Consider the following 22,872-nt stretch of genomic DNA (forward strand, 5'->3'; position numbering starts at 1 on the left):
ACGCCCGGCATCCGTTACCCGTCACCTCTCACCCCATCCATCAACACCCCAAAGGAATACACAATGAAGTCCTCCTCATTTCGCAAAATCGCGGCACTGACCGCCACCGCCGCCCTGATCCTGGTGGGCACCACGGCCTGCGGCCGCGGCGGCGGGGACGAGGCGTCCGGCACGAAGATCGTGATGGCCCTCTCCACCCTGAACAACCCGTTCTTCGTGGAACTGCGCGACGGCGCCCAAGCTGCCGCCGACGAAGCCGGCGTGCAGCTGAACATCGTCGACGCGCAGAACGACTCGGCCACGCAGGCCAACCAGCTCGCCACCGCCGCCTCGGGCGGCACCAAGGCCGTCATCGTGAACCCGGTCGACTCCGACGCTTCCTCCTCCTCCGTGAACGAGCTGCTCAGCGCCGACATCCCCGTCATCGGGGTCGACCGCACCGTCAACGGCGCCGACCTGAACTCGCTCGTCGCGAGCGACAACGTGGCCGGAGGCCGTCAGGCCGCCGACGCCCTCGCCAAGGCCATGGGCGAAAAGGGCAGCGTCATCCACCTGCAGGGTGTCTCCGGCACCTCGGCCAGCCGCGACCGTGGCCAGGGCTTCGAAGAGGGCATCAAGGCCTACCCGAACATCACCGTGGTCGCCAAGCAGACCGCCAACTTCGACCGCGCCGCCGCGCTCGACGTGACCACGAACCTGCTGCAGGCCAACCCCGGTGTGACCGGCCTCTTCGCCGAGAACGACGAAATGGCCCTCGGCGCCATCCAGGCGCTCGGCTCGCGTGCCGGCACCGAGGTCGCGGTCGTCGGCTTCGACGGCACAGCCGACGGACTCGCCGCCATCGAGGCCGGCACCCTGGTCGCCACCATCGCGCAGCAGCCGGCCGAACTCGGCAAGCTCGCCGTTGAACTCGCCATCAAGGCCATCGCCGGCGACACGATCGAGAAGACCGTCCCGGTCGAGGTCGTCTCCGTCACGAAGACGAATGTCGGCGACTTCACCAAGTGAGCAACTCCACCAGCACGGTCGTCGTCGTCGGGTCGATCAACGTCGACCAGCTGATCACCATCGAACGCCACCCGCTGCCCGGTGAGACCCTCATCGGAACGTCGATGGAGTTCCTCCCCGGAGGGAAAGGCGCCAACCAGGCCGTCGCGGCAGCCCAACTGGGCGCCACGGTGCGCATGGTCGGCCTCGTGGGCCGGGACCCGCAGGCCGAGGTCGCCACCGCGATCCTGACCCGCTCCGGAGTGGACCTGTCGAATGTGCGCGCGGTGGACGGCCCGACCGGCCTGGCACTCGTCACCGTTGCCGCCGACGGCGAAAACACCATCGTGATCATCCCCGGCGCCAACGCACTGCTGGGCGCGGAGGCCGTCGAAGCCAGCGCGACCGTCATCGCGGAGGCCGCCGTGGTGGTGCTCCAGGGTGAGATCCCCGCGGCGGGCATCATGGCGGCAATGCGGCTGGCCACCGGCCGGGTGGTGCTGAACCTGGCGCCCGTGATCGAACTGGATGCCGCGAGCATCCGTCGGGCCGACCCGCTGGTCGTCAACGAGCACGAGGCTGCCCTCGTGCTCGCGCAGCTCGCCCCGAAAATGGTCATCCCCACCGAGGACGCCGAGCTCGTCGCCCGGCTCCTCGACTGGGGCGTTCCCTCGGTCGTGCTCACCCGCGGTGCGAAGGGCGCGATCTGCGCCGACCGGGACGGCACCCACAGTCTGGCGTCGCCACGGGTCGTTGCCGTGGACAGCTCGGGCGCCGGCGACGCATTCGTCGGCGCCCTCAGCGCGCAGCTCGCGGCCGGGTCGAGCCTGTCCGAGTCCGTGCGGCGGGCCGTGCGCGTGGGTGCCTTCGCGGTGCAGTCGCGCGGCACGCAGACGTCGTATCCGTCCCTGGCCGACGAGCTGCCGCTGGTGCGCGCATGAAGCGCCGCGGCATCCTGAACGCCGACCTCTCCGGCGCCCTGGCCCGCCTCGGGCACACGGATGTCGTTCTCCTCGCGGACTGCGGCATGCCGATCCCGGCCGGCGTTCCCGTGATCGACCTGGCGCTCGTGCATGGTGTGCCGCGCTTCGAGCAGGTGCTCGATGCCCTGCTCGAGGAGATGGTGTTCCAGCGCTGCGTGGTCGCGGAGGAGGCGAAAACCGCCCCTGCCGGGGCCTGGCTGGCCGACCGGTTCGACGCGATCGAATACATCAGCCACGCCGAGTTGAAGGACCTGTCGGCCTCGGCGAAGCTCTTCATCCGTTCGGGGGAGGCGACGCCGTTCGCGAACGCGGCGCTGGTCTGCGGCGTCTCGTTCTAGACGCCTCGTTCCGCGGCGCCTCGTTCCTGAACGAATTCGACGGAGATTTTGGTCAGATCGGCCGTGAGCCCACGAAAAGGCCGTTCTAAACGAAAATCTCCGTCGAATTGGTTCACACTGAACCCGGTCAAGCTACGGGTGACGGATGCCCCGGCCGGCCAGCACGGCCCGGTAGCCCTCGCGGTAGGTCGGATAGCTGAACGTGAAACCCGTGCCCAGCAGCAGTTGGTTGCGAAGGCGTTTGTCGCCTCCGCGCTGGCTGTCCCGCAGGACGGGCCGAGTGGGCGCGGCCGTCGTTGCGCCGGGAGCGCCGGGTGCCTCGGGCATAGGGGCCGGCAGTCCAAGCTCCTCGGCAAGGAACGCCAGCACCTCACCGCCGCGCACCGGTGCGCTGTCGACGCCGAGATAGAGGGGCGCCGGTGCTTCCTCCCGCAGCATCAGGTGCACGATCGCGGCCGCGGCATCATCCCGGTGGATGCGGTTCGTGTGGCGGGCCGAGGCCGACGCGGTGGTGCGGCCGCTCCGCACCTGGGTGATCAGGCGCTCCCGGCCGGGGCCGTAGATGCCCGACAGGCGGAAGACGACGGCCGCGGGGATGCGGGCGTGCAGCATCTGTTCGGCCTCGAGCAGAATGGCGTCGGTGCCCGGCCTCGGGTTGGCGGGCGTCTGCTCGTCGACCCAGCTCTCGTCGGACACGTCGTAGACGGCGGTCGACGACACCAGCAGCACGCGGCGGGGCGTGACGCCGGCCTCGTCGAGCGCGTCGAGGAGGTTCTGCAGACCGTCGACGTAGGCCGCCCGGTAGACCGCGGGGCTGGGGTCGCCCGCGGCGATCGCCACGATCACGATCTCGGTGTCGGCCGGCACGACCGGCTGGTGCGCGCTGAGGTCGACGGACTGGCCCTCAATACTGGCGGGGAGAACGGCCGCGTTGCGGCGCAACCCCACCACCCGGTGCCCGAGCGCCGCGAAACGCAGGCCCACCTCCGTGCCGAGGTCCCCGCATCCTGCAATGAGTACCGTCATCTCGCTCCTCTTGTCTGCTTCCAACGCTAGCGGCACTCTCTGAACGCTGACAGTCGGCGCAGTAGGCTCGGTGGGTGAGCGAATCATTCCGCAGCATGCTGCGTTCCCTGCCGGATTTCCCCGTCGATCTACCGATTTTCGACCCGGCGTCGGCTCCACTCGACCCGGCTGTACTGTTCCGGTCCTGGCTTGATGAGGCCCTCGCGGCCGGGGTTTCCCAGCCGCACGCCTTCAGCCTGGCGACCGTCGGCGCCGAGGGCATGCCGTCGTCGCGCATGCTCATCCTCAAGAATCTCGACGCCGAGGGCTGGCACTTCGCCACCTCGCGGGCGTCGCGCAAGGGCCGGGAGCTGACGGAGCATCCGTTGGCCGCGATGAATTTCTTCTGGTCGGCGCTGGGCCGCCAGGTGCGCGTGGTCGGCCCGGTCACCGAGTTGTCGACGGATGCCTCGGCGGCCGACTGGTCCGAACGGCCCGGCGCCGACGGATCAGAGAACCCCACCTGGCAGCTGTATGCCCTGCGCCCGGTCGAGGTCGAATTCTGGCAGGCCGACCCCAGCCGCCGGCACGTGCGCCACCGCTACCTGATTCCCGCAGAGGGCTGAGCGCGCTGGGGCTGAGAGCGACTACTTCCAGCGGCGGGCGGCCAGGCAAGGAACTGCATATCGCCGACCAGTGACGCGTAGGAGCACGGCACCGGGTATCCGAGCAGCTAGGCCAGGTAGCCGAACCGATGCGCCGCACTACCAGGCCGAGAGGACCGAAGACCCGGCGGCTCTGGAACAAGCGCCGATTCCGAGGGATGGTCGCCGGCACCTCCGTGAACGGCGCAGCGTCTGCCGGGGCGGATCGAAGCCGGGAGATCACTGGCGCCGGGTCTTCCGATGCAGCAGCGTGTCCGCGTCGACCGTGATCAGATAGGGCGTGGTCACGTGGGTCCGTGCTGAGATCAGCGCGTTCGACTTGCCGGGGACAGGTTGCCGCGCGACCAGCAGGTCCACAGCAGGAGATACCAGGTCGGGTAGCTAGAAGTCCTCGTAGGTGAAGGCCTCCTCGGCGAGAAGCTGCGTCCACGGTTCCGGTCGTTGGGAGCGGACTCGTTGCAGGGTGACGGTCGAGTTCGGGGTGATCAGAAGCGTAGTCAAGAACCCGGCGGAATTGATCACATTGATGAATCCGCCACCGCGCTGTACCGCGTCGGCCACGGAGGTTTTCCATGCTGCCAGGTCATCGTCGGTGTCGACAACGTAACGGTCGCCATTCACGGTCAGACGGTACTCGTTCATGGAAATAGACCCTGTCTCTCAGCGGACCCTGAAGCGCCACGTGGTGGTTCAGCAGAGATCGGACGATGCCCTAAGAATTGGCGTCGGAACGTAATATATAGCGATCAGTTTGGATTTCAAACTATTTTATGTTGGAAGATGATGCACGTCGTCGATAGGGTGGAGGCGGAAATGTGCCGCAGTTCCAGTTGAGTACTTTTCGTTGATGTCGGGAGGAAACCATGTTCAAGGAAAATGGCTCCGTCCAGGTTCTCGAGGGTGTTGCTGCTGCGGTGGTCGTTCTGCTTCGGGCGCTGGACAAGACGCGTGCCGGGATGGCGGCTAAGGATGGCTTCACGGGTTCTGAGATACGGGTTCTTTTTCGAATTTCGGAAGCGGGCCGGGTGACACCGAAGATTTTGGCCGGTTCCACAGATCTCTCGATGGGTGCGGTCACCGCGATCTCTGACCGGTTGGTCGCCCGGGATGTCGTACGCCGAGTTGCCAACCCGGATGACCGGCGGAGCCTGTTCCTGGAGCTGACTGCGACGGGCGAGACGTTGATGGATAGCATCTACGGTGATTTTCGTGCACGGATCGCCGAAGCTCAGAGAAAAATGTCGAGTCCTGAACAGGAACTTCTCGAGGCGCAGCTGCTGAATATCGCTGCGGCGCTTGGCTACGACCTGGAAGAAGGACTAGCTGGAACTCAAATATCGGTTGTGAAGGCTTCTTGAGCCTCCTGCTCCGGACGTGGCGGAGTACGTTCGGAAGATGACTTGGCCACGTCTGACAGGGAGCAGCAGAGAGAATCGCAGGAGGGATTGCCATGCGTGATCAATTTGCAGTTGCCGAAAAGGCATTGTCCGCTTTGGCAGGTAGCGAGTCCCGCCTGTTCGAACCGTTCCTCGGGGCACTGCCAGTGGATGGGGTGTCAATCTCGACGTTCGGTGACTTTCTCCCTGATGAGACAATCTCGGCGAGCGACGCCCAATCGTTTCGGCTGGACGAGCTGCAATTCGATCTGGGTGAGGGTCCGTGTTGGGATGCTCTAGAAACCGGGGCGCCGGTTTTCGAGCCGAACATTCGCGAACGGCCGAACCGGGTTTGGCCGGCGTTCTCGGAGGCAATCATCGCCGATGATCTGGGCGCGCTTTTCGCTTTTCCTTTGTCGCTGGGGCCGTTGCGCATCGGGGCGATCGACCTGTACACGAGTCGGCCCAGTCATCTCAGTGATCTGAATATCCAGCGCACTGCAGCCCTCGCGACCGTCGTCAGCCGTCTCGTTCTCGCTCGAGCCATCCGGCTGTCCCAGAGCGACATTCAGGGTGAAACTGGCACGCGCAAACAATTCTCCCGACGTGAGGTGCATCAGGCCACAGGCATGGTGCTGGCCCAACTGGGGATCTCTGCCCTGGATGCCCGTCTGATCATCCAGGGCCATGCCTTCGCCGTCGGCCGATCTGTGCAGGAGATAGCGGAGGAGATCATCGACCGGCAATTGACTTTTGCGGTGAATGAAAACCAGATCGAAGGGTCTCATGATTGATGAAACGAGAGAAGACCGCCTGATCGAAACGTTCGCGACCCTCGCTGACACCCTGGTTGCCGGTTATGACGTGGTGGAGCTCCTCCAGACACTGGTGGAGAGTTGCGCCGGGCTCTTCGATATTGCGGCGGCAGGTATTCTCCTGGCCGACGAAAACGGAGAGCTCGAAGTTGTCGCTTCCACCAGCGAAGCCAGCAGGCTTGTCGAGGTGATGCAACTGAGCGCTCGGGCGGGCCCGTGTGTCGAGTGTTTCATTACCGGGTCGGTCGTGTCCCTGCCGGACGTGGAGGACAGCCCGCCCGCGTGGCGGCGGTTTCGGGACAGCGCCAGGGAGCAGGGTTTCGCTGCGGTCCATGCGATTCCGTTGCGGCTGCGTGAGACGACCATCGGCGCCCTCAACCTGTTGTCCACTGTTCCCGGCGCCCTGCGTCAACAGGATGTTCGCGCGGCCCAGGCGTTGGCTGCTGTGGCCACGATCGGGATTCTGCAGGAACGCACGCTCCGAGAAAGCAACTCGGTGCGGGAGCAATTGACGATTGCGTTGAACTCCCGAGTCCTCATCGAGCAGGCCAAAGGCGTGATCTCGCATTCCCGCGGAGTCTCGATGGAGGACGCATTCGCGTTGCTGCGGAATCACGCTCGCGGTAACCACTTGTTGTTGTCCCAGGTTGCACAGGGGCTGGTCGACCAGACCCTTGTCATCTAGCCGGGAGACCCCCGCGCCTCTCGGAGCGACTGAATCCGCCAGGAGCGCGAAATTGCCTGTCTGATTTCTGTGACGAACACCCTCCGAAATACGACTACATGTTAAGAGATCCTCGTTGTGGACAGATTCTGCCTCGGCGGGACACGCTCCGATCGCGTCCGCTTCATCGATTCTCCTGTGACGCGGTTGAGCGCAGTCGTCCTGACTCTCTGAGTTTCATACCTGTATCAGTAGAGGAGATATCGACATGGCAACATACGACTCATCCGGTTCAAACATGAAGCGAAACATCGACGACCACGGCTCCGACGCCGCGGTATCCGCGGGCGATGGGGCGACCAACCGCCACGAGGTCGCCGGCCGTGACAAGGCTGTCGGCCGCGACGAGGCCCGCTTCGGCGGGATCAAGTGGGGATCGGCCTTCTTCGGCTGGCTCACCGCCACCGGGACCGCGGTGATCCTCACCGCCCTGTTCGCTGCGGTTGGAGCCGCAGTCGGCTTGGGCGGGGCCGATTCCACGGATCAAGCTGCCGGAACTGCTGCCGAGAACGCCGGCACCATCGCACTGGTCGGAGCGATTGTGCTCGCGGTTGTGGTACTCGTGTCCTATTTCTGCGGCGGCTACGTCGCCGGTCGGATGGCCCGCTTCAACGGAATCAAGCAGGGAATCGCGGTCTGGGTCTGGGCGATCGTGATCGCTGCCGTCGCCGGGATCCTCGGGGTCATTGCCGGCGGTGAACTCAACATTCTGGGGAACCTGAACAGCTTGCCCAGCATCCCGCTCAATCCGGAAGGCCTCACGGCAGGCAGCATCGTCACCGCGATCGTCATCGTCCTGATCAGCCTCGTCGGCGCAATCGTCGGCGGACTCGCCGGAATGCGGTTCCACCGCCGCGTCGACCGCGAAGCACTCGGCCGCTGACTCCGAGCACCTAACACCCGTCCGCCAACCTGCACGGGGCGGCTGGGCGGGCGCAGGTCTGCCCAGCCGCTACCGCACTCTCGTACCAAACTTTTTCGAACAGAAATGAGAACGCCATGGCGCGCCTGCTCAAGTACATCCCCGTAATCCTGACCCTGGTCACCAAGTACCTGCGCAGCCCGCAGGGGAAGGCCGCGATGCAGAAGGTTCGCTCGTCGCGCCGCAGGCCGAAGAACGCCGGCAGAACCCGCCCGGGATACTGAAGAAATCCGTCTGGGCCGCGAGCACCGGCCCTGCACCTGGCCGACGCCGCTGACGATGCCTAAAACTGGGAAGTAGCTGAGACAGTCCACAGTGGTCGGCACTGGAGCATGAGATATCGGTCTCGGCAACCGTCACAGATAGCACCTATCCCTGTACGCACCCGTACGGGAAGACGAATCGAACCAAGAGGAGTACTCCGTGACTGGACGCAATACCGTTGTTCGAAGCCTGCATGATGTGGGGTTGGCGCTGTGGGCTGGGGGCGCCTTGATGGGCGCTGTCGGGCTGAATGGGAGCGCTTCGACTGCGAAAGATCCCCGAGAACGCCTGGTTCTGGCGAGTGAGGGGTGGAAGAGGTGGGCGCCGGTGCAGGTCGCAGCTCTCGTAGCCCACGGCGTGGGCGGCGTGGGCCTGATTCTCGGGAACCAGGCGCGACTGGCCGGCCAGCCGGAAGGCCGCATCAACACGATCGTGAAACTCGCCCTCACCGGTGTGGCCGCGGGCACGACGCTGTACTCGGAGATTCTCGGCAAGAAGATGAGCGATCATGCGGGGGAGCCCACCGCCGGAATCACAGAAGCCGGTCCCGGTGTGCCTGAGGAACTCGAATCGGCGCAGCGGCAGCAGCGGGTGTTGCAGTGGGTGACGCCCGCTCTCACGGCGATCCTGATCGTGCTCGCCGCGCAACAGGGTGAGCAGCAGCGACCGATCGCCGGGTGGATGGCGCGATTCGCACCACACTCCCGCTAGCCGACAGGCCGGGCTGCCGGTGATCGAGCGTGTCGAAATCGCCCATTGAGCGGGGACGACACGTCGACCACCGGGGCCTGTCAGCAGGGGACGCGTAGTGCACATCGAGGCGTTTGGCGGATCGGGCAGCAGGCCCGAGGTCCCGCGAGACTCGTCACCATTTAAGGACGCACCACCATGACCACCACCCGTTCCACGCCCACCATTTCCCTTGACGCCGCGAGCGTCGCCCGTTTCATCGACCACACCCTTCTCAAGCCCGAGGCCACCGCCGGTGACGTGACCGCGCTCATTGCCGAGGCAATCGAGCTCGGCGCCTACTCGGTCTGTGTCTCCCCGTCGATGCTGCCGCTGCGCATCCCCGCCGGCGCCGAGCTCAAGGTCGCGGTCGTCTGCGGTTTCCCCAGCGGAGACCACCACAGCGCCATCAAGGAGGCTGAGGCCGCCCTCGCCATCGAGCAGGGAGCCGACGAGATCGACATGGTCATCGACATCGGTGCTGCCAAGGCCGGCCGGTTCGCCGATGTGCAGGCCGACATCGCGGCTGTGCGGGCCAGTATTCCCGCCCCCGGGGTGCTCAAGGTGATCATCGAATCCGCGGCCCTGACCGATGCCGAGATCGTCGCCGCGTGCCAGGCCGCCGTCGACGCGGGTGCCGACTTCATCAAGACCTCCACCGGTTTCCACCCGGCCGGCGGGGCGACCCTGCACGCGGTGCGCCTGATGAAGCAGACCGTGGGCGATCGGGCCCAGGTGAAGGCGTCGGGCGGGGTGCGCAGCTTCGATGACGCCCTGGCCATGATCGCTGCCGGCGCGACCCGACTCGGCGTCTCCGGCAGTGCCGCACTGCTCGCTGGGGCCACCCCGGTAGGACCGGCCGACGGCTACTGAGTCCGTGATGAGAGGCGCCTGACAGCCGTGAGGGATCACGGATTTGGGTTCGCGGCGGTCGTCCGCGAGGCCTGGCAGCGACTCCACCAATCGGATAGGGGCCACTCACCTACGCCTCGGTCACCTGGCCGTTGTCCACCCGCCAGTGCCGATCCGTGTGCACGTTGGCCAGCATCCGTCGGTCGTGGGTGACCAGCAGCAGCGTGCCCGCATAGGACTCGAGGGCCTGCTCGAGCTGCTCGATGGCGGCCAGGTCGAGGTGGTTGGTGGGCTCGTCGAGCACCAGTAGGTTGTTGCCGTGCGCCTGCAGCAGCGCCAGGCCGGCACGGGTGCGCTCGCCGGGGGAGAGGTCCGCGGCCGGACGGTTGACGTGGTCGGCCTTGAGGCCGAATTTTGCGAGCAGGGTGCGCACCTCGGCCGTGGACAGATCGGGCACGAGTTCCTCGAAGCTGGTGGCGAGGGGTCGGGTGCCATCGAGTTGGGCCCGGGCCTGATCGATTTCGCCAATACTGACGCTGGTACCGAGGCTGGCCGTGCCGGCATCCGGAACCTGATGCCCCAGCAGCGCGCGCAGCAGCGTGGACTTGCCGGCCCCGTTCGGCCCGGTGATGCCGATGCGCTCACCCGCGTTGACCTGCAGCGACACCGGGCCGAGGGTGAAATCGCCCTGGTGGAGCACCGCGTTGCTCAGCGTGGACACCACCGAACTCGAGCGGGGCGCGGACCCGATCGCAAAGTCGAGCTGCCACTCCTTGCGCGGCTCGTCGACCTCCTCGAGGCGCGCGATGCGGCTCTCCAGCTGCCGCACCTTCTGCGCCTGCTTCTCGCTGGACTCGGCGGATGCCTTGCGTCGGATCTTGTCGTTGTCGGGCGCCTTCTTCATGGCGTTCCGCACGCCCTGGCTCGACCATTCGCGCTGGGTGCGGGCCCGGCCCACGAGGTCGGCCTTCCTCTCGGCGAACTCGTCGTAGTGTTCGCGCTTGTGCCGGCGGGAGGTCTCGCGCTCCTCCAGGTAGGAGTCGTAGCCGCCGCCGAAGACCCGGTTCGCGCCCTGGGCGAGGTCGAGTTCGAGCACGCGCGTCACGCAACGGGCCAGAAACTCGCGGTCGTGGCTGACGAGCACGACGCCGCCGCGGAGGCCGGTGACGAAGGACTCCAGGCGTTCCAGGCCGTCGAGGTCGAGGTCGTTGGTGGGCTCGTCGAGCAGCACGATGTCGAAGCGCGACAGCAGAAGGGCGGCCAGTCCGACCCGCGCGGCCTGCCCGCCGGACAGGGACGTCATCAGGGTGTGCTCGGCGAGCTCGGTGCCGAAAGTGAGGCCGAGGCCGGCGAGCACCACGGGCATCCGTTCATCGAGATCGGCGGCGCCGCTGGCCAGCCAGTGCTCGAGGGCGGCCGAGTACGCGTCGGCTGGGTCGAGGCCGTCGGGTCGCGGGCTCGGTGAGGCATCGCCGAGAGCGGATGCCGTGTCGTCCATCTCGAGGGTCGCCTGGGCGCAGCCGGTGCGCCGGGCGATGTAGCCGGCGACGGTCTCACCGGGCAGGCGCTCGTGCTCCTGCGGCAGCCAGCCGACGAAGGCATCGGCCGGGGCGAGTCTGACGGTGCCGGACTGGGGCTCGGCGAGGCCGGCGAGCAGGCTCAGCAGGGTGGACTTGCCCGATCCGTTCACGCCGATGACGCCCACGACGTCGCCAGGCGCGACGGTGAGGTCGAGCGAGTCGAAGAGGGTGCGGTGTGCATACCCGCCGGCCAGGCCCTTGGCCACGAGTGTTGCGCTCATCCATCTATTTTCTCATTGTTGCAACCGCGTCGGGGCGTCAGCCGAGTGCGCCCACGGTGAGGGTGACAGTGTCCCCAGCCCGCGCGAGGGATCCCGAACGGGGCGTCATTGCGTTGACCTTACCGACCTGTTCCGGGTCGGTCATGATCTCGGCAACCGTGACCACGGAGTAGCCGGTGAGCCTGGCCCGAGCGACGCTTTCACTGAGTCCGATGACATCGGGCAGAAGTTTCAGGGTGGCGTCGCTGGTGTAGACGGTGACCGTCGAATCGGGGCTGGCCGTTGTGCCGCCGGCCGGAGCCGAACGGGCCACCGTGCCCGAGGGCAATTCGGAGGCTGTGGCACCGCCGTCCACGACGGTGAATCCGGCAGACTCGAGGGCGGCCTGCGCCTTCGCGAGTGATTGGCCACGCACGTCCGGTACGGCGACCGGCTCACCGTGAACCGTCTTGGCTGATGCTTCGGTGAAGGCTTCCCCCCCGTATTTGGCGTTGGCGATCGACATGACGTCAGGCCACATCCGATGCCGGGCGGTCGCGGCCTGCCCGCTGTCGAAGTAGATCCGGCGTTGGTTGTCCGACCCGGTGACGCTGACCACGCCCGCGACGGTCGCGACCCGGGAGCTGGCCCCGCTCATCCAGGTGTCCTTGTTTCCGTCGGTGGTTCCGGTCTTGCCGATCATGGCAACGCGCGGGGAGGTGTTTCGATAGGACTGGTTGGCGGTGCCTTCGGTCATGACCCGGTGCATCGCGTATGTCATCCCCGCGGCCACCGCCGACGAAACCGATTGGGTGCAATCGGACTGGGAAATCGGGATCTCGGCGCCGCCCGGGCCGGTGACGCTGTCGATGCCGACGGGGGTGCAGGTCGTGCCGTCGTTGGCGATTCCGGCGAAGGCGGCGGCCATCGTGAGGGGTGCGATCTCGTTCGTGCCGAGCACGGAGGACGGTCCCTGTGCCAGCGGGCCGAGGGTGGCGCGATGCACCCCGAAGGCTTCGGCGGTTTTACGGATGCCGCACAGGTCGAGTTTCTTCGCCATGCCGATGTAACCGGTGTTGATGGAGCCGATCGTCGACTGGAGGGCGCTGTAGTTGCTGCCGGACTCGTTGTCATCGTTCTTCGGGTTGAAGACGTAGCTCGCGTTGCCGTTGCAGCTGTCCTTGAAGACGCCCCAGTCGGATTTGCGCCGGGAGTCGACCCGCTCGTTGAGCGAGTGCCCCTCCGCCAGCCACTCGCCCAGCGTGAACACCTTGTAGGTTGAGCCCGGCTGGAAGCCGCTGGACCCACCCTGGTCGAAATCGGTGTTGTAGTTGATGGCGGTGTAGTTGGCGCCGGTCGATTGCACGGCCGGATCCTGGCTGTAGTCCTTGTTCTGGGCCATTGCGAGCACCCGCCCGGTGCCGACCTCCACACTGGTGACCACTCCGCCGACGTCCCAGCCGGGATAGGTGGAGGGGACGTTCGCGGCCAGAGTGGCCACGGCCGCGTTTTGCAGGTCGAGGTCGAGGGAGGTGTAGACGCTGTAGCCGCCGCGGCGGAAATTGAGCTGACGGCTGTCCTGGTTCTTCCCGAAGGCCGGGTCGTGCAGAAGCTGTTTGGTGACGTAGGCACAGAAGAAGGCGTTGGAGCCGGCCGTCTTGCAGCCGGTGCTGGGCTGCGCAATGGTCGGCTCAATGGGAGTGGCGACGGCCGAGTCGTGCTGTTCCTGGCTGATCTTGCCGTGGGTGAGCATCTCGCCGAGGATGTAGTCTCGGCGGCTCTTGTTGGCGGCATAGCCATTCGCCCCTCCGTTCGTGTCGCTGGCCGGGTGGTCGAGCTGGAACTTGCCGGGGTTGTTCACGATCGCGACCAGGCTCGCCGACTCCGGAAGGGTCAGCGTCGCGGCGGTCGTGGCGTAGTAGTAGTTCGCGGCCGCTTCGATGCCGTACACCGTGCCGCCGAAGCCGGTGATATTGAGGTACTGGCGGAGAATGTCGTTCTTGGTGTACTTCTTCTCCAGGCCGATCGCCATTCGCATTTCCTTGAGCTTGCGATCCGGTGTGGTTTCGGTTGCGGCCAGGTAGCAGACGTTCTGATCGGTCTTGTCCTGGAGGACCTCGCACTTCTGAACGAGCACATTCTTGACGTACTGCTGGGTGATCGACGACCCACCCTGGGTGGCGCTGCCGCTGGCCGTTCTCAGCACGGCACGGACGGTGCCCTGAAGGTCGACTCCGCCATGGTCGTAAAAGCGCGGGTCCTCGCCGGCAACGGCGGCGTCCTTGACGAATTGGCTGATCGCATCCCACTCCACCTCGACCCGGTTCTGGTCGTAAAAGGAGGCCAACAGCACGTTGGTGCCGTCGGTCTGAGTGGCGTAGATGTTGCTCTTCTGCGAGAGCTGGTCAATCGCGAGGTAGCTGGGCAGATTCTCAAAAACGTTTATCGCGTTCGTGGCCGCCACGCTCGACAGGGCCAGCACCGGTGTGACCGCGGCCGCGGCGAGGATGCCGGCGAGGGCGCTGGTTGCGACAAAGCCGAGAAGCCCTCCGAGCACCCCGCCAAACGTGCGGTGGTGGGAAGAGATGGTGGTCGTAGAGAAGATGTGATCGCTCCGGGTCGAACTCGTGGCCGTGCAGTCCAGGGCCAGGGGTAGTGCCGTACGGGGGCAGTCAGATGCCTAGGGTGAGAAGATCCGACGCCGAGGTTTCGCCGGCGGCGTCGGCGAACAGCTGCAATGCGTCGCGTACGGCCTTCTGCTGCTCCGAAGTCAGGGGCGAGAGGATCGCGGCGATGCCCTGCCGGCGACGCTCCGTGACATCGTCGACGAGTTCTCGGCCGGCCGAGGTGAGCGTGATCAGCACTTCGCGGCGGCTCTCGGGGCTTGGGCCCCGTGCAACCCAGCCTCCGGCAACCATGCGGTCTATCGACCGGCTGAAGGTGGACGGGTTGGCCCCCATCCGCTCCGCCAGGGTGCTCATGCGCGTGGGCCCGGCCGAGCTGAGCACGACCAGCACACGGAACTGCGGCAGCGTCACGACGTCCAGGGCCGCCGTGACAGACCGGGCAACCACGCCGAGCAGGGCGCGAGAGGCGGCGAGGGTGGCGTCGGCCGCAGCCGTAGTGAGCGCATCCATGCGGGGCTCCCTTGTTCGGTACAAGTGATAAAGCTTTTATTGCATAAAAGCAATAGTTGCGATTGCGCACGCTGAGTCTACACAGGAAGGAGCCCTGATGTCCCAGCCCGCCCTGAGCCTGAGGACGCTCGCGAGCCGTTGGCCGCGGCGACCGTGATCTTCACGGGGACCGCCGACTACGCCGCGACGCAGGGACATCCTGCCCACCCCTGGCTTCCCTGGCTCGGCGGTGCGTTCGTCATCTTCGCGCCGGTCGTCGGCGGTCTTCTCTACGGCCCCCTGGTGAACAGGTTCGCGCCGGAGGCCCGAGGCCACGGTGTGCCGGAGGTCATGTACGCCGTCACGAAGCGCGGCGGGCGGATTCCGGGCAAGGTGGCGATTGTCAAGTCGCTCGCCTCGGCCATAACCATCGGTTCCAGTGGTTCCGGTGGTTCCGTCGGCCGCGAGGGGCCGATTGTGCAGATCGGCTCCGCACTGGGCTCGACCCTCGGGCGAGCGGTGCGGATGCCGGAATCGCAGCTGCGGACTTTGGTCGCCTGCGGTGCTGCCGGTGCGATCGCCGCAACCTTCAACGCTCCCATAGCCGGCGTCTTCTTCGCCCTCGAGCTCCTGCTGCGCGATTTCGCGGCTCGTTCGTTCGGCATCGTTGTGCTGTCCTCGGTCACCGCCTCCATCGTCGGCCGGTCGATCCTGGGCGATCATCCGTTCCTCACCCTGCCGACGTGCACGATCGTCAATTCCGCGCAATTCGCTCTTTTCGCGGTGCTCGGACTCGCGGCCGGTCTCGTTGCGGTCGGGTTCACCAAAACCCTCCACGCCGTGGAAGACGCCTGCGACTGGGCCTGGCGGGGCAAGTCGGAATGGCTGCGGCCGGTGGCCGGCGGGCTCCTCCTCGGCCTCCTGCTCTTCGCCCTGCCGCAACTGTATGGGGTGGGCTACCCGGTGCTGGAAAAGGGTGTCGAGGGCGGCTATGCCCTCGGGTTCGTGGCGCTGCTCCTCGTCGGAAAGATCGTGGCCACGAGCCTCACCATCGGCATCGGCGGTTCCGGCGGCGTTTTCGCACCGTCGCTGTTCATCGGCGCGATGCTCGGTGCCGGGTTCGGCCAGGTCTCCGGGGCGATGTTCCCCGTGTTCGCGGGTCAGACCGGTACCTTTGCCCTGGTCGGGATGGGTGCGGTCTTCGCAGGCGCTGGGCGAGCACCGATCACCGCCGCCATCATCCTGTTCGAATTGACCGGGGAATACTCGATCATCCTGCCTCTGCTGCTGGCCATCGTGATCGCGACCGGAGTCTCGCGTGTCCTCAGTGAGGACACGATTTACACCCTCAAGCTTCGCCGCCGCGGGGGTGAGCGTCGACGGCGGCCCCGGCGGCGGCCCCGGCGGCATCCTGCTGCATTCGACGCTTGTGCGGGAGGTCATGACCGAGGCACCCGACGCGGTGAGCTCCCGGCTCACTCCGGCGGAAGGGGCCCGGATGTTGCTCGGGTCAGGCAGGCGCGCCCTGCCGGTACTTCATCGTGGGGGTGAGTTCATCGGAATCGTGACAGTCGCTGCCGTCTCTGACTCACTGGGCAACGACGACGACAGCGCCACGATCACCCTCGGCGCGTTGATCGAGACGCCCGCGGTGGCCAATCCCGACGACACCCTGGACAAGGTTTTGGATGTGGTGCTGGCCGCCAGCGAGAGCGACGGCCTGCCCGTTGTCGACTCAGACGGGCTGCTCCGGGGGTGGCTCACCCTCGACGCCGTGCTTCGTGCGGTGACCATCGGGCACGGGCCGGGTTCGGGGGTCGTTACGAGCCCGCCCCGTGGCACCCGCTGACCGACGGATGCCGACGGCCGTCTCAGACGGGTACCGGTTCCGCCTGCCTCCGGGCCCGAGCGGGCGAGAGTGCGCGGGCTCCGGTCGCAGCCAGAGCTCTAGCCGGCACCGGCACCGGAGTCGCGGCGGGCGCGAGGGTGAGGATGCGTTCCAGGAGCAGCGTCGCGGCGTTGCGCCGGAGAGACAGCACCACCCGGGCCTCGTGCGGGTTCTGCCCGGCAGGCCCCGCAGTGACAGGCCCCGCGGTGACAGGCCCCGCGGTGGCAGGCACCCCGACCGCCGCCTCCACCTTGGCGAAGTGGGTCTGGCCATGGCGCGGACCGGCGCTCATGTCCACGCGGACGCGCAGGGTTGGCGCCCGCTCGGCCTCAAGAGCGCCGGTCGCGAAGGCCGCGGCGATGGAGTTGTGCAGGGCGAAGCGCCGCGTGCTGAACTGCGTGCCGCACTGCGTCAGGCAGGTGCCGAGCATGGCGGACAGTGCCTGCTGGGTCAGCCCCGAGGCCGAGGCGAGTGCCCGCCGGTGGGTCTCGTCGAAGGTGTGCGGCACCGTTGCGTCGAGCGGGACCACGGTCACCGGCCAGCTGGCCGCGAAGACGTCCGCGGCGGCCGTGGGGTCGGCGGCGATGTTGCCCTCGGCGAATTTGCCGACGTTGCCGGGCGCGAAGACGGCGCCGCCCATGATGGTGACGCGACGCACGAGCCGGGGAAGTTCCGGGTCGAGGCAGAGGGCCTCGGCCAGGTTCGTCAGCGGGCCGATCGCGATGACCTCCAGTTCGCCGGGATACTCGTGCGCCAGCCGGATCAGCAACTCCGTGGCGCTTTCGTCGACTGGGTGCCGCCGCGAGCGGGGCAGCAGCACGTCTCCGATCCCGTTGCGGCCGTGCATGTGTGCGGTCCCACGCCGGGAGATCCCGCTGACGGGCTCCCAGACGCCGACCGCGACCGGGATATCGTCACGCCGGGCGGTCGCGAGCAGGCTCAGGGTGTTCGCCGCGGCGACGGCCGGGTTGACGCATCCGCTCACCGTGCCGATCCCGACCAGACGGATGCCCGGTGTCGCCAGCAGGAACGCAAGCGCCATCGCATCGTCGATCCCGGTGTCGCAGTCGAGGTAGATCGGGCGGGGGTGGGGAGCCGTCGTGTGAGTCATCGTTGACCATCCGTTCTCATCGTGCTGTTTCAGGGGTTCAGAAGTGGTGCGGGTGTTTCTGCGGCGGGGCGCAGAATCAGGGAGGCCAGGAAGGATGCCAGGGTGAGGCCCGCGGAGATCCACAGGGCCGTCTGGAAGCCGGCGACCGTGCCCGCGGCCACGACCGGGGCGACGATGGCGATGCCGATGCCGATGCCGATGCCGAAGCAGGCGCCGTTCAGGCCGGGCAGGGCCCCGCGGGCCTCGGGCGGCGAGTTGAGCACGGAGATGCCGTTGACCGAACTCTGGAACAGGCCGAGGTAGAAGACGCCCATCACGATGAGCAGGCTGAAAACCAGCCAGCGGTCCATCGCGAACACGGCCAGGCCGACCGTGATCAGGGTGATGACGCCGCTGCTCAGCCGCAGCGCGGTGATCCAACCGATCCGCACGGCGATCCAGCCGGAGAAGATCGCCGCGGTGACGCCGACAAACGCGGTCGGGGTGAGGTAGAGCAGCGCCGACATCGAGGCGGAGAGCCCGTAACCCACCTGATTGTTCTGGCTGAGCAAGACCACGGTGAAGTTGAGCGCGGAGAAGACCCCGGCCAGGGTGAGCACCGTGGACAGCAGGAGCGGCCACACCTGGCGGGAACGCAACGCGTGGATGGGAATGAGCGGCCGTCGGGTGCGCCTCTCAACGAGCACGAAGACGACCGCGCTGACGACCGCCCAGACGAGGTAACCCAGCGTGAGCGGGTCGGCCCAGCCTGACGCCGACGCCTGCGAGATCAGGCTCGTGAGCAGCACCAGAAACAGGGACAGGATGCCGGCACCCCACCAGTCCATTGACCCGTCCTGGGTGCGCGGCTCATCCTGCGGAATGAAGAGTGCGACGCAACTGATCGCGACCAGCCCGAGGCCGAGGGTGATCACGAAGAGGAACCGCCAGCCGATGGTGTCGGTCACGTAGCCGCCGAGGAAGCCGTCGACGCCGAACAGGCCGCCGTTGACCGAGGTGATGATGCCGACCGAGATGCCGAACAGGCGGCTGTTCAGGCGCTCAGAGAGCAGGAGGAAGGAGATCGTGAAGGTGGCGTTGGACGCGCCCTGCAGCACCCGGCCGAGCAGCAGCAGTGGGAGGCTCGGTGCGAGGGCGCAGATGACGGTGCCGATCAGCAGCAGCGTCAGTACGATCACGAGGCTGCGCTTGCGGCCGAGGAAATCGCTCCAGCGGGAAAAGACCATGCCGAAAACGGCGCCGGAAAGAAAAAACACCGACTGCACCCGGGCGACATCCTGCATGCTCTCGCCCAACTGGGCGCCGACGGCTGGCAAGGCGGCGGAGAGGAGGGTGGCATTCAGCTGGAACGTCAGGATCGCCAGGACCAGCGTGCCGATCAACACCCCGGGAGCCCGAGGAGCCCGGGGAGCCCGGGGAGCGCGGGCGCGCCCCATTACGGGAGCGGCTTCGGAGGAAAGCACGAGCATGACAAGCCTCCTTCATTGGAGCAACGACAAGATCGACACGCTCAGTGTACATGCTTGTTATACAAGTGCGTGAGATCACACGCTAGGCTCGACTCACCGACCAGGGGAGAACGAATGGATCGACGCACGGAGGCGGCCCTGGCAGGTCCGCTCGAGACCAATGGAAGTCTGCCGCTGCGGGTGGCGGTGTACTCGCGCATCACCGAAGCGATCCGCAACGGATCCCTGCCGATCGCCTCCCTGCTCCCATCGGAGTCCGAGCTCGGCACGGCGATGGGCGTCAGCCGCACGGTCGTGCGGGAGGCCCTCATACTTCTCGAGGAGGACCGCTTCGTGCGCTCGCGCCGGGGCATCGGGCGCTTCGTCGCCGACCGGCTGCCTCACCTCGGGCTGCAGAAGATCCGTCCGATCGAGGAGCTTCTCAGTGAGACCGGACCGACCGTGCACGTTCGCCGCACCCAGACTGCGCTGCAGTCCGCGTCGCCCGCGTTCACTGCGGACGCCATCGGCATTCGCACCGACGAGGCCTCATGGTTTCTCGAGAGCGTCATCACCCGGGAGGGTGCACCCATCGCCCTGATCCAGGAGCACGTGCCGGGAGACCGCCTGAGCCGGTTCGGCGAGGCGGCGGTGGCGGCCGTGTCCGAGGCAGGCGTCGACGCGAACGCCCAGGGTGACGCGGGAGCTGCGGGACGCAGTGCGCTCGCCGCGCTGATCGCGGTGCTCGGTTCGATCTTCGGGCCCGGCGAAACGGACATCACGCTCGGTGTTCCCGGTGCCACACGCGGCAAGCTGCTCGGGCTGCCGGCCAGCAGCCCGGTGCTCATCCTCACCCAGACTCTCGACCACGACGGGCGCCCGTTCTATCTCTCGAAGGCCCTGATCAACACCGACTTCGTGCAGCTGACGATCAGCCACGCGGTGCAGTCCTGAGCGGGGCCGCTACCGCAGCGCCGAGATAGTCATCGAGATCGCCTTGAAGTTCGCGATCCGCTGTTCGTAGCGGGCCGCGAGCACGATCAGGATGACGCCGCCCACGCCCAGCTGCAGCTACCACGGCACCGCGCCGTAGGCCAGCGAGATCCAGGGCCAGAGCTGCGCGACCGCGTGCAGCAGCAGCACGATCGCGCCGATCACGAACGGAGCCTGCAACTTGCGCACGGCCGGCGTGACGTCGAGGTGCAACTAACCGGTCGCCAGCAGGGCAATGGCCAGAGGAATGCTCACGATCTCCACCGTGGCCGGCGCCGCGTACGCGGACCCGGCGACCACGGCGCCGCCGCCGGCCCCGATTGCCACCCAGGCGACCATCCGGCCCGGTCGGCTGTCGTCGTACCAGAACGCCGCCAGGTGCAGCGCGGAGAAAGTCCAGACGAGCAGGATCACCCGGATGACCGCCAGCGGCTCGTAGCCGAGTGCGACCACCTCGGCCGCGAAAACCCCGATGATGGCCAGGACTAACAGGACGTAACCGAGGTGCAGCGCGGGGGCATCCGTCGCTTCGCCGCGGCCGGGGGCGGTACCCTCATCGGTGCGCCGGGTGACGGTGACGAGACCTGTGCCGACGGCCGCCAGGATCAGCGCCGAGGGCAGCAGCCATGCCTCGAGCCGGGTGTCGGGGCCGTTCGGCGCGAGCTCGAGCAGCGGCTGGATGCGGGATGAGGCCGTGAGCACAACCGTGAGCGCGCCGACGCCGAGGGCCGGCCAGGCGAGGGATGCCCAGCGCGGCCGGACCAGGAGGAGCGCCCCGCTGACGGCGAACGCACCGCCGATGGTCAGGGCCAGCACGGGGCGGAGGAGGTCATTCGTGCCGCCGACCACCGCGCCGGGCAGCAGGGCCAGGGCCAGTCCGGCCGCGATCCAGCGAGCCCGCACGGCGAGCACCTGGCCGACGACGATAGCGAGGCCGAGCGGCACGGTGACGAGCTCGAACGGTTCGGTGGCTTGCGTCCCCACGGCGCTCACCAGGGCGAACCCGGCCAGCCCCGCCGCAATCCAGCCGACGGCCAGGGTCACGGGCGCGCGCAACCGCCACGCGGCCAGCACGTGCACGACCCCGACGGCGAGCACGAGAACGGATGCACGCACCGCGGTCACGGTGGCGTCATCGGTCATATCGGCCCCGGTGAAGGCGGCGATCTCGGCCGTCGTCACGGTCGCCAGCGTCAGCACGAGCAGCGTGATGCTCGCGATGGTGCGCGGACGGAGGGTCGCCGGGTCGGTGCGGGCGCCGATCAGGAACGCCCCCGCCGCCGCGGCAGCGAGCGGGAACAACCAGCATTCGAGCCGTGCATCGGGTGCGCCGGGTGAGCCGAGCACGCGCATCAGCTGCACGATGCTGGTGGCCAGGAGCCCGAGGCGAGCGCCAGCGGCACGATAGCCACGAGCAGGCCGGCCAGGGTGAGCAGCGCCGCGGCCGGGCTTGCCGCTGCAGCCCGAGGGGTGCGGCCGAACCGGCGGATCAGCACGGCCAGGACCAGCAGCATGCCGGCGAACGGGCTCCCGGCGGCGAGGGTCAGGAGCGTGCCGGGAACCAGAATCAGGCCCGCGCCGGCCTCGAGGGCGAGCCGGTCCGTCCGCCCCTGGGCGTTCGCAGCCGTGTCACGTGCCCCCACCGTGTCGAGTACGAGGCCGAGGGCGCAGACGAGTGATGCCGCGGTCGCGACGGCGATGCCGTCGACGGGCGCGGGGGCATCCGTCGTCTGCCGCACGGACCAGATCAGCGCGAGCAGCGTTGGTGCGGCTGCGCCGAGGGCCACGACACGCTCGATCCGTGCGGTGCCGGAATTGCCGTGCAGCCGCAGCCAGATTCCGATGGCGCAAGGGTACTGGTCGGCCGGCCTAACGGGTGCGTGCGCGGTCAACCGGGGGAAAACACTGCCGCGCCGGACTAGAGCCGGTGCTCCGCCAGCCAATCCACGAGCACCCGATTGAAATCCGCCGGGCGTTCGACGCTCGGCAGGTGGGCGGTGTCGCGGAAGGTGAAGCCGGTGACGTCAGGGAGCGTCGACAGAAGGTACTCATATTCGGCGAGATGCGGGGTGATGTCGAATTCACCAACCGAGACGAACGCGGGTACCTCGATGTCGCTGACCTGGTTGAAAGTGGGCGGCTCAAGCGGAATCGGCGTCGGGGACTCTTCCGCATGCACGGCGTTGACACGGCCCAGCGCGTAGGCCGTGGCCACGAATTCGGGGTCGAGGTCGGCCTCGGTGCGCAGTGGGCCGAACGCCCAGAGCGCCACCTCGAGTCGCGCCAGACGGTGCCAGTCCTGGGCGTCGAACGCGGCATCCAGTTCGTCGAACCGGGAGTCCTCGAGATCGGTCAGTTCAACTTCGGGGAATCCGCTGGGCCCGGCTCCCACGGTCACCAGGCCGTCCACGCGGTCGGGACTTTCCGTGGCCAGGTCGATGGCGGTCCCGCCTCCGCGCGAGCACCCGATCAGCGTGGCCGACGCCACCCCGAGATGGTCGAGAACCGCGAGGGCGTCCGCACGCGGCGAGAACTCCACGTTCTCGGTGGTCGTCTGGCCGCATCCGCGGCTATCGAAACGGATGACGAAGTGGCCGGCAGCCAGCGCGTCGATCTGCGGGTCCCACATGCGCAGATTGGCGATGCCGGCGTGCAGCAAGAGGAGTGCCGGTGCCGATACGTGGCCGGCTGTCTCGTAGTAGAGCGACGCGCCCGGAACGGTGAGGTGAGGCATGATTCAGCGTAGGCGTGCGGCGGGCGCCGCGGCAAGGGAATTACCGTGAGCGCACGAATCTGTGACCGCTGAATACCGGCGACCCCAACCCGGGTGACGGGTATGCAGGTGGACAGATTGACATCCATCGGGGCAAGAGTCA

At 67.3% G+C, this 22,872-nt stretch carries 26 protein-coding genes; 14 read left to right on the plus strand and 12 right to left on the minus strand.

Translation table 11 applies throughout. The annotated features are described in order from the left end of the window. Positions 1-63: 63 nt before the first annotated feature. From E3O22_RS03875 to rbsD, 3 genes are read left to right on the plus strand one after another with little or no spacing between them, the layout of a single operon-like run. Positions 64-1,008: a substrate-binding domain-containing protein gene (locus E3O22_RS03875; RefSeq protein ID WP_134393669.1), complete on the plus strand. Its 945-nt coding sequence runs from the start codon at positions 64-66 to the stop codon at positions 1,006-1,008. Then, positions 1,005-1,928 (plus strand): ribokinase, encoded by a 924-nt coding sequence (locus E3O22_RS03880; protein ID WP_134393668.1) that lies wholly within the window; start codon positions 1,005-1,007, stop codon positions 1,926-1,928. Before E3O22_RS03875 ends, E3O22_RS03880 begins: the two co-directional genes overlap by 4 nt. After that, positions 1,925-2,308, plus strand: a complete 384-nt coding sequence (gene rbsD, locus E3O22_RS03885; protein ID WP_134393667.1) for a D-ribose pyranase — start codon at positions 1,925-1,927, stop codon at positions 2,306-2,308. Before E3O22_RS03880 ends, rbsD begins: the two co-directional genes overlap by 4 nt. A 132-nt stretch (positions 2,309-2,440) precedes the next feature. On the opposite strand, the gene E3O22_RS03890 is transcribed toward rbsD, so the two are convergent. Beyond that, a complete protein-coding gene (locus tag E3O22_RS03890; protein ID WP_134393666.1) occupies positions 2,441-3,334 on the minus strand; it encodes an NAD-dependent epimerase/dehydratase family protein in 894 nt (297 codons plus the stop codon). Positions 3,335-3,408: 74 nt separating this feature from the next. On the opposite strand from E3O22_RS03890, the gene E3O22_RS03895 reads away from it, so the two are divergent. Further along, entirely contained in the window at positions 3,409-3,939 is a 531-nt protein-coding gene (locus E3O22_RS03895) for a pyridoxal 5'-phosphate synthase (protein WP_134393665.1), read from the plus strand. Positions 3,940-4,197: 258 nt separating this feature from the next. On the opposite strand, the gene E3O22_RS15795 is transcribed toward E3O22_RS03895, so the two are convergent. Together E3O22_RS15795 and E3O22_RS03900 are read right to left on the minus strand one after the other, a co-directional pair. Continuing rightward, positions 4,198-4,335: a hypothetical protein gene (locus E3O22_RS15795; protein WP_166784544.1), complete on the minus strand. Its 138-nt coding sequence runs from the start codon at positions 4,333-4,335 to the stop codon at positions 4,198-4,200. 24 nt (positions 4,336-4,359) lie between these two features. Continuing rightward, the gene (locus tag E3O22_RS03900; protein ID WP_134393664.1) at positions 4,360-4,620 is read right to left on the minus strand and encodes a hypothetical protein; all 261 of its coding nucleotides are present in this window, start codon (positions 4,618-4,620) and stop codon (positions 4,360-4,362) included. Positions 4,621-4,841: 221 nt separating this feature from the next. Between E3O22_RS03900 and E3O22_RS03905 the strand changes: the two genes are divergently transcribed. The 7 genes from E3O22_RS03905 to deoC all read left to right on the plus strand — a co-directional run bounded on the left by E3O22_RS03905 (position 4,842) and on the right by deoC (position 9,681). After that, positions 4,842-5,336, plus strand: a complete 495-nt coding sequence (locus E3O22_RS03905; RefSeq protein ID WP_134393663.1) for a MarR family winged helix-turn-helix transcriptional regulator — start codon at positions 4,842-4,844, stop codon at positions 5,334-5,336. Positions 5,337-5,428: 92 nt separating this feature from the next. Continuing rightward, positions 5,429-6,148 carry a GAF and ANTAR domain-containing protein gene (locus E3O22_RS03910; RefSeq protein WP_134393662.1) on the plus strand — a complete coding sequence of 240 codons (720 nt, stop codon included), beginning with the start codon at positions 5,429-5,431 and terminating at the stop codon, positions 6,146-6,148. Continuing rightward, positions 6,141-6,854, plus strand: a complete 714-nt coding sequence (locus E3O22_RS03915) for a GAF and ANTAR domain-containing protein (protein WP_134393661.1) — start codon at positions 6,141-6,143, stop codon at positions 6,852-6,854. The genes E3O22_RS03910 and E3O22_RS03915 overlap by 8 nt, the downstream gene beginning before the upstream one ends. 277 nt (positions 6,855-7,131) lie before the next feature. Continuing rightward, positions 7,132-7,776 carry a hypothetical protein gene (locus E3O22_RS03920; RefSeq protein ID WP_241976502.1) on the plus strand — a complete coding sequence of 215 codons (645 nt, stop codon included), beginning with the start codon at positions 7,132-7,134 and terminating at the stop codon, positions 7,774-7,776. 116 nt (positions 7,777-7,892) lie between these two features. Continuing rightward, on the plus strand, positions 7,893-8,039 hold the full coding sequence (locus E3O22_RS15800) for a hypothetical protein (RefSeq protein ID WP_166784545.1): 147 nt from the start codon (positions 7,893-7,895) through the stop codon (positions 8,037-8,039). A gap of 367 nt (positions 8,040-8,406) precedes the next feature. Next, entirely contained in the window at positions 8,407-8,790 is a 384-nt protein-coding gene (locus E3O22_RS03925; RefSeq protein ID WP_241976503.1) for a hypothetical protein, read from the plus strand. A gap of 177 nt (positions 8,791-8,967) precedes the next feature. Then, the gene (gene deoC, locus E3O22_RS03930; RefSeq protein ID WP_134393658.1) at positions 8,968-9,681 is read left to right on the plus strand and encodes a deoxyribose-phosphate aldolase; all 714 of its coding nucleotides are present in this window, start codon (positions 8,968-8,970) and stop codon (positions 9,679-9,681) included. A 109-nt stretch (positions 9,682-9,790) separates the two neighbouring features. On the opposite strand, the gene E3O22_RS03935 is transcribed toward deoC, so the two are convergent. From E3O22_RS03935 to E3O22_RS03945, 3 genes are all read right to left on the minus strand, one after another. After that, positions 9,791-11,461 (minus strand): ABC-F family ATP-binding cassette domain-containing protein, encoded by a 1,671-nt coding sequence (locus E3O22_RS03935; RefSeq protein WP_134393657.1) that lies wholly within the window; start codon positions 11,459-11,461, stop codon positions 9,791-9,793. A 37-nt stretch (positions 11,462-11,498) separates the two neighbouring features. Then, positions 11,499-13,997: a transglycosylase domain-containing protein gene (locus E3O22_RS03940; RefSeq protein WP_134393656.1), complete on the minus strand. Its 2,499-nt coding sequence runs from the start codon at positions 13,995-13,997 to the stop codon at positions 11,499-11,501. Between the two features lie 115 nt (positions 13,998-14,112). Further along, positions 14,113-14,577, minus strand: coding sequence for a MarR family winged helix-turn-helix transcriptional regulator (locus E3O22_RS03945; protein WP_134393655.1), 465 nt, complete (start codon positions 14,575-14,577; stop codon positions 14,113-14,115). Between the two features lie 153 nt (positions 14,578-14,730). Here E3O22_RS03945 and E3O22_RS03950 point away from each other — a divergent pair, with 153 nt between their 5' ends. Next, complete coding sequence (locus E3O22_RS03950; protein WP_206750855.1) at positions 14,731-16,107, plus strand: chloride channel protein; 1,377 nt, start codon at positions 14,731-14,733, stop codon at positions 16,105-16,107. Beyond that, a complete protein-coding gene (locus E3O22_RS16080) occupies positions 15,998-16,405 on the plus strand; it encodes a CBS domain-containing protein (protein ID WP_370448389.1) in 408 nt (135 codons plus the stop codon). Before E3O22_RS03950 ends, E3O22_RS16080 begins: the two co-directional genes overlap by 110 nt. 22 nt (positions 16,406-16,427) lie before the next feature. Here the strand turns inward: E3O22_RS16080 and E3O22_RS03955 are convergent, their stop codons facing one another. Together E3O22_RS03955 and E3O22_RS03960 are read right to left on the minus strand one after the other, a co-directional pair. Then, positions 16,428-17,555, minus strand: coding sequence for a nucleoside hydrolase (locus E3O22_RS03955; RefSeq protein WP_134393654.1), 1,128 nt, complete (start codon positions 17,553-17,555; stop codon positions 16,428-16,430). A gap of 29 nt (positions 17,556-17,584) precedes the next feature. After that, positions 17,585-19,024 (minus strand): MFS transporter, encoded by a 1,440-nt coding sequence (locus tag E3O22_RS03960; RefSeq protein WP_134393653.1) that lies wholly within the window; start codon positions 19,022-19,024, stop codon positions 17,585-17,587. A gap of 114 nt (positions 19,025-19,138) precedes the next feature. On the opposite strand from E3O22_RS03960, the gene E3O22_RS03965 reads away from it, so the two are divergent. Next, positions 19,139-19,957 (plus strand): GntR family transcriptional regulator, encoded by an 819-nt coding sequence (locus tag E3O22_RS03965; protein WP_134393652.1) that lies wholly within the window; start codon positions 19,139-19,141, stop codon positions 19,955-19,957. A 117-nt stretch (positions 19,958-20,074) separates the two neighbouring features. Here E3O22_RS03965 and E3O22_RS16545 read toward each other — a convergent pair whose 3' ends face one another. The 4 genes from E3O22_RS16545 to E3O22_RS03980 are packed head-to-tail and all read right to left on the minus strand — an operon-like array spanning position 20,075 to position 22,730. After that, positions 20,075-20,209, minus strand: a complete 135-nt coding sequence (locus E3O22_RS16545) for a hypothetical protein (protein ID WP_255570039.1) — start codon at positions 20,207-20,209, stop codon at positions 20,075-20,077. Next, a complete protein-coding gene (locus E3O22_RS03970) occupies positions 20,210-21,358 on the minus strand; it encodes a hypothetical protein (protein WP_134393651.1) in 1,149 nt (382 codons plus the stop codon). After that, the gene (locus tag E3O22_RS03975) at positions 21,349-21,888 is read right to left on the minus strand and encodes a hypothetical protein (protein ID WP_134393650.1); all 540 of its coding nucleotides are present in this window, start codon (positions 21,886-21,888) and stop codon (positions 21,349-21,351) included. The genes E3O22_RS03970 and E3O22_RS03975 overlap by 10 nt, the downstream gene beginning before the upstream one ends. A 26-nt stretch (positions 21,889-21,914) precedes the next feature. Then, positions 21,915-22,730, minus strand: a complete 816-nt coding sequence (locus E3O22_RS03980; RefSeq protein WP_134393649.1) for an alpha/beta fold hydrolase — start codon at positions 22,728-22,730, stop codon at positions 21,915-21,917. Between the last annotated feature and the right edge of the window lie 142 nt (positions 22,731-22,872).

The organism is Cryobacterium sp. TMT2-18-2 (genome assembly GCF_004402245.1).
Taxonomy (GTDB): Bacteria; Actinomycetota; Actinomycetes; order Actinomycetales; family Microbacteriaceae; genus Cryobacterium; species Cryobacterium sandaracinum.

Excerpts from the sequence above, each read along its gene's own strand:
- E3O22_RS03875 (WP_134393669.1), top strand. The coding sequence starts at position 64 with ATGAAGTCCTCCTCATTTCGCAAAATCGCGGCACTGACCGCCACCGCC.
- rbsD (WP_134393667.1), top strand. The coding sequence starts at position 1,925 with ATGAAGCGCCGCGGCATCCTGAACGCCGACCTCTCCGGCGCCCTGGCC.
- E3O22_RS03890 (WP_134393666.1), bottom strand. The coding sequence starts at position 3,334 with ATGACGGTACTCATTGCAGGATGCGGGGACCTCGGCACGGAGGTGGGC.
- E3O22_RS03900 (WP_134393664.1), bottom strand. The coding sequence starts at position 4,620 with ATGAACGAGTACCGTCTGACCGTGAATGGCGACCGTTACGTTGTCGAC.
- E3O22_RS03905 (WP_134393663.1), top strand. The coding sequence starts at position 4,842 with ATGTTCAAGGAAAATGGCTCCGTCCAGGTTCTCGAGGGTGTTGCTGCT.
- E3O22_RS03910 (WP_134393662.1), top strand. The coding sequence starts at position 5,429 with ATGCGTGATCAATTTGCAGTTGCCGAAAAGGCATTGTCCGCTTTGGCA.
- E3O22_RS03915 (WP_134393661.1), top strand. The coding sequence starts at position 6,141 with ATGATTGATGAAACGAGAGAAGACCGCCTGATCGAAACGTTCGCGACC.
- E3O22_RS03920 (WP_241976502.1), top strand. The coding sequence starts at position 7,132 with ATGAAGCGAAACATCGACGACCACGGCTCCGACGCCGCGGTATCCGCG.
- E3O22_RS15800 (WP_166784545.1), top strand. The coding sequence starts at position 7,893 with ATGGCGCGCCTGCTCAAGTACATCCCCGTAATCCTGACCCTGGTCACC.
- deoC (WP_134393658.1), top strand. The coding sequence starts at position 8,968 with ATGACCACCACCCGTTCCACGCCCACCATTTCCCTTGACGCCGCGAGC.
- E3O22_RS03935 (WP_134393657.1), bottom strand. The coding sequence starts at position 11,461 with ATGAGCGCAACACTCGTGGCCAAGGGCCTGGCCGGCGGGTATGCACAC.
- E3O22_RS03945 (WP_134393655.1), bottom strand. The coding sequence starts at position 14,577 with ATGGATGCGCTCACTACGGCTGCGGCCGACGCCACCCTCGCCGCCTCT.
- E3O22_RS16080 (WP_370448389.1), top strand. The coding sequence starts at position 15,998 with ATGACCGAGGCACCCGACGCGGTGAGCTCCCGGCTCACTCCGGCGGAA.
- E3O22_RS03955 (WP_134393654.1), bottom strand. The coding sequence starts at position 17,555 with ATGACTCACACGACGGCTCCCCACCCCCGCCCGATCTACCTCGACTGC.
- E3O22_RS03960 (WP_134393653.1), bottom strand. The coding sequence starts at position 19,024 with ATGCTCGTGCTTTCCTCCGAAGCCGCTCCCGTAATGGGGCGCGCCCGC.
- E3O22_RS03965 (WP_134393652.1), top strand. The coding sequence starts at position 19,139 with ATGGATCGACGCACGGAGGCGGCCCTGGCAGGTCCGCTCGAGACCAAT.
- E3O22_RS03980 (WP_134393649.1), bottom strand. The coding sequence starts at position 22,730 with ATGCCTCACCTCACCGTTCCGGGCGCGTCGCTCTACTACGAGACAGCC.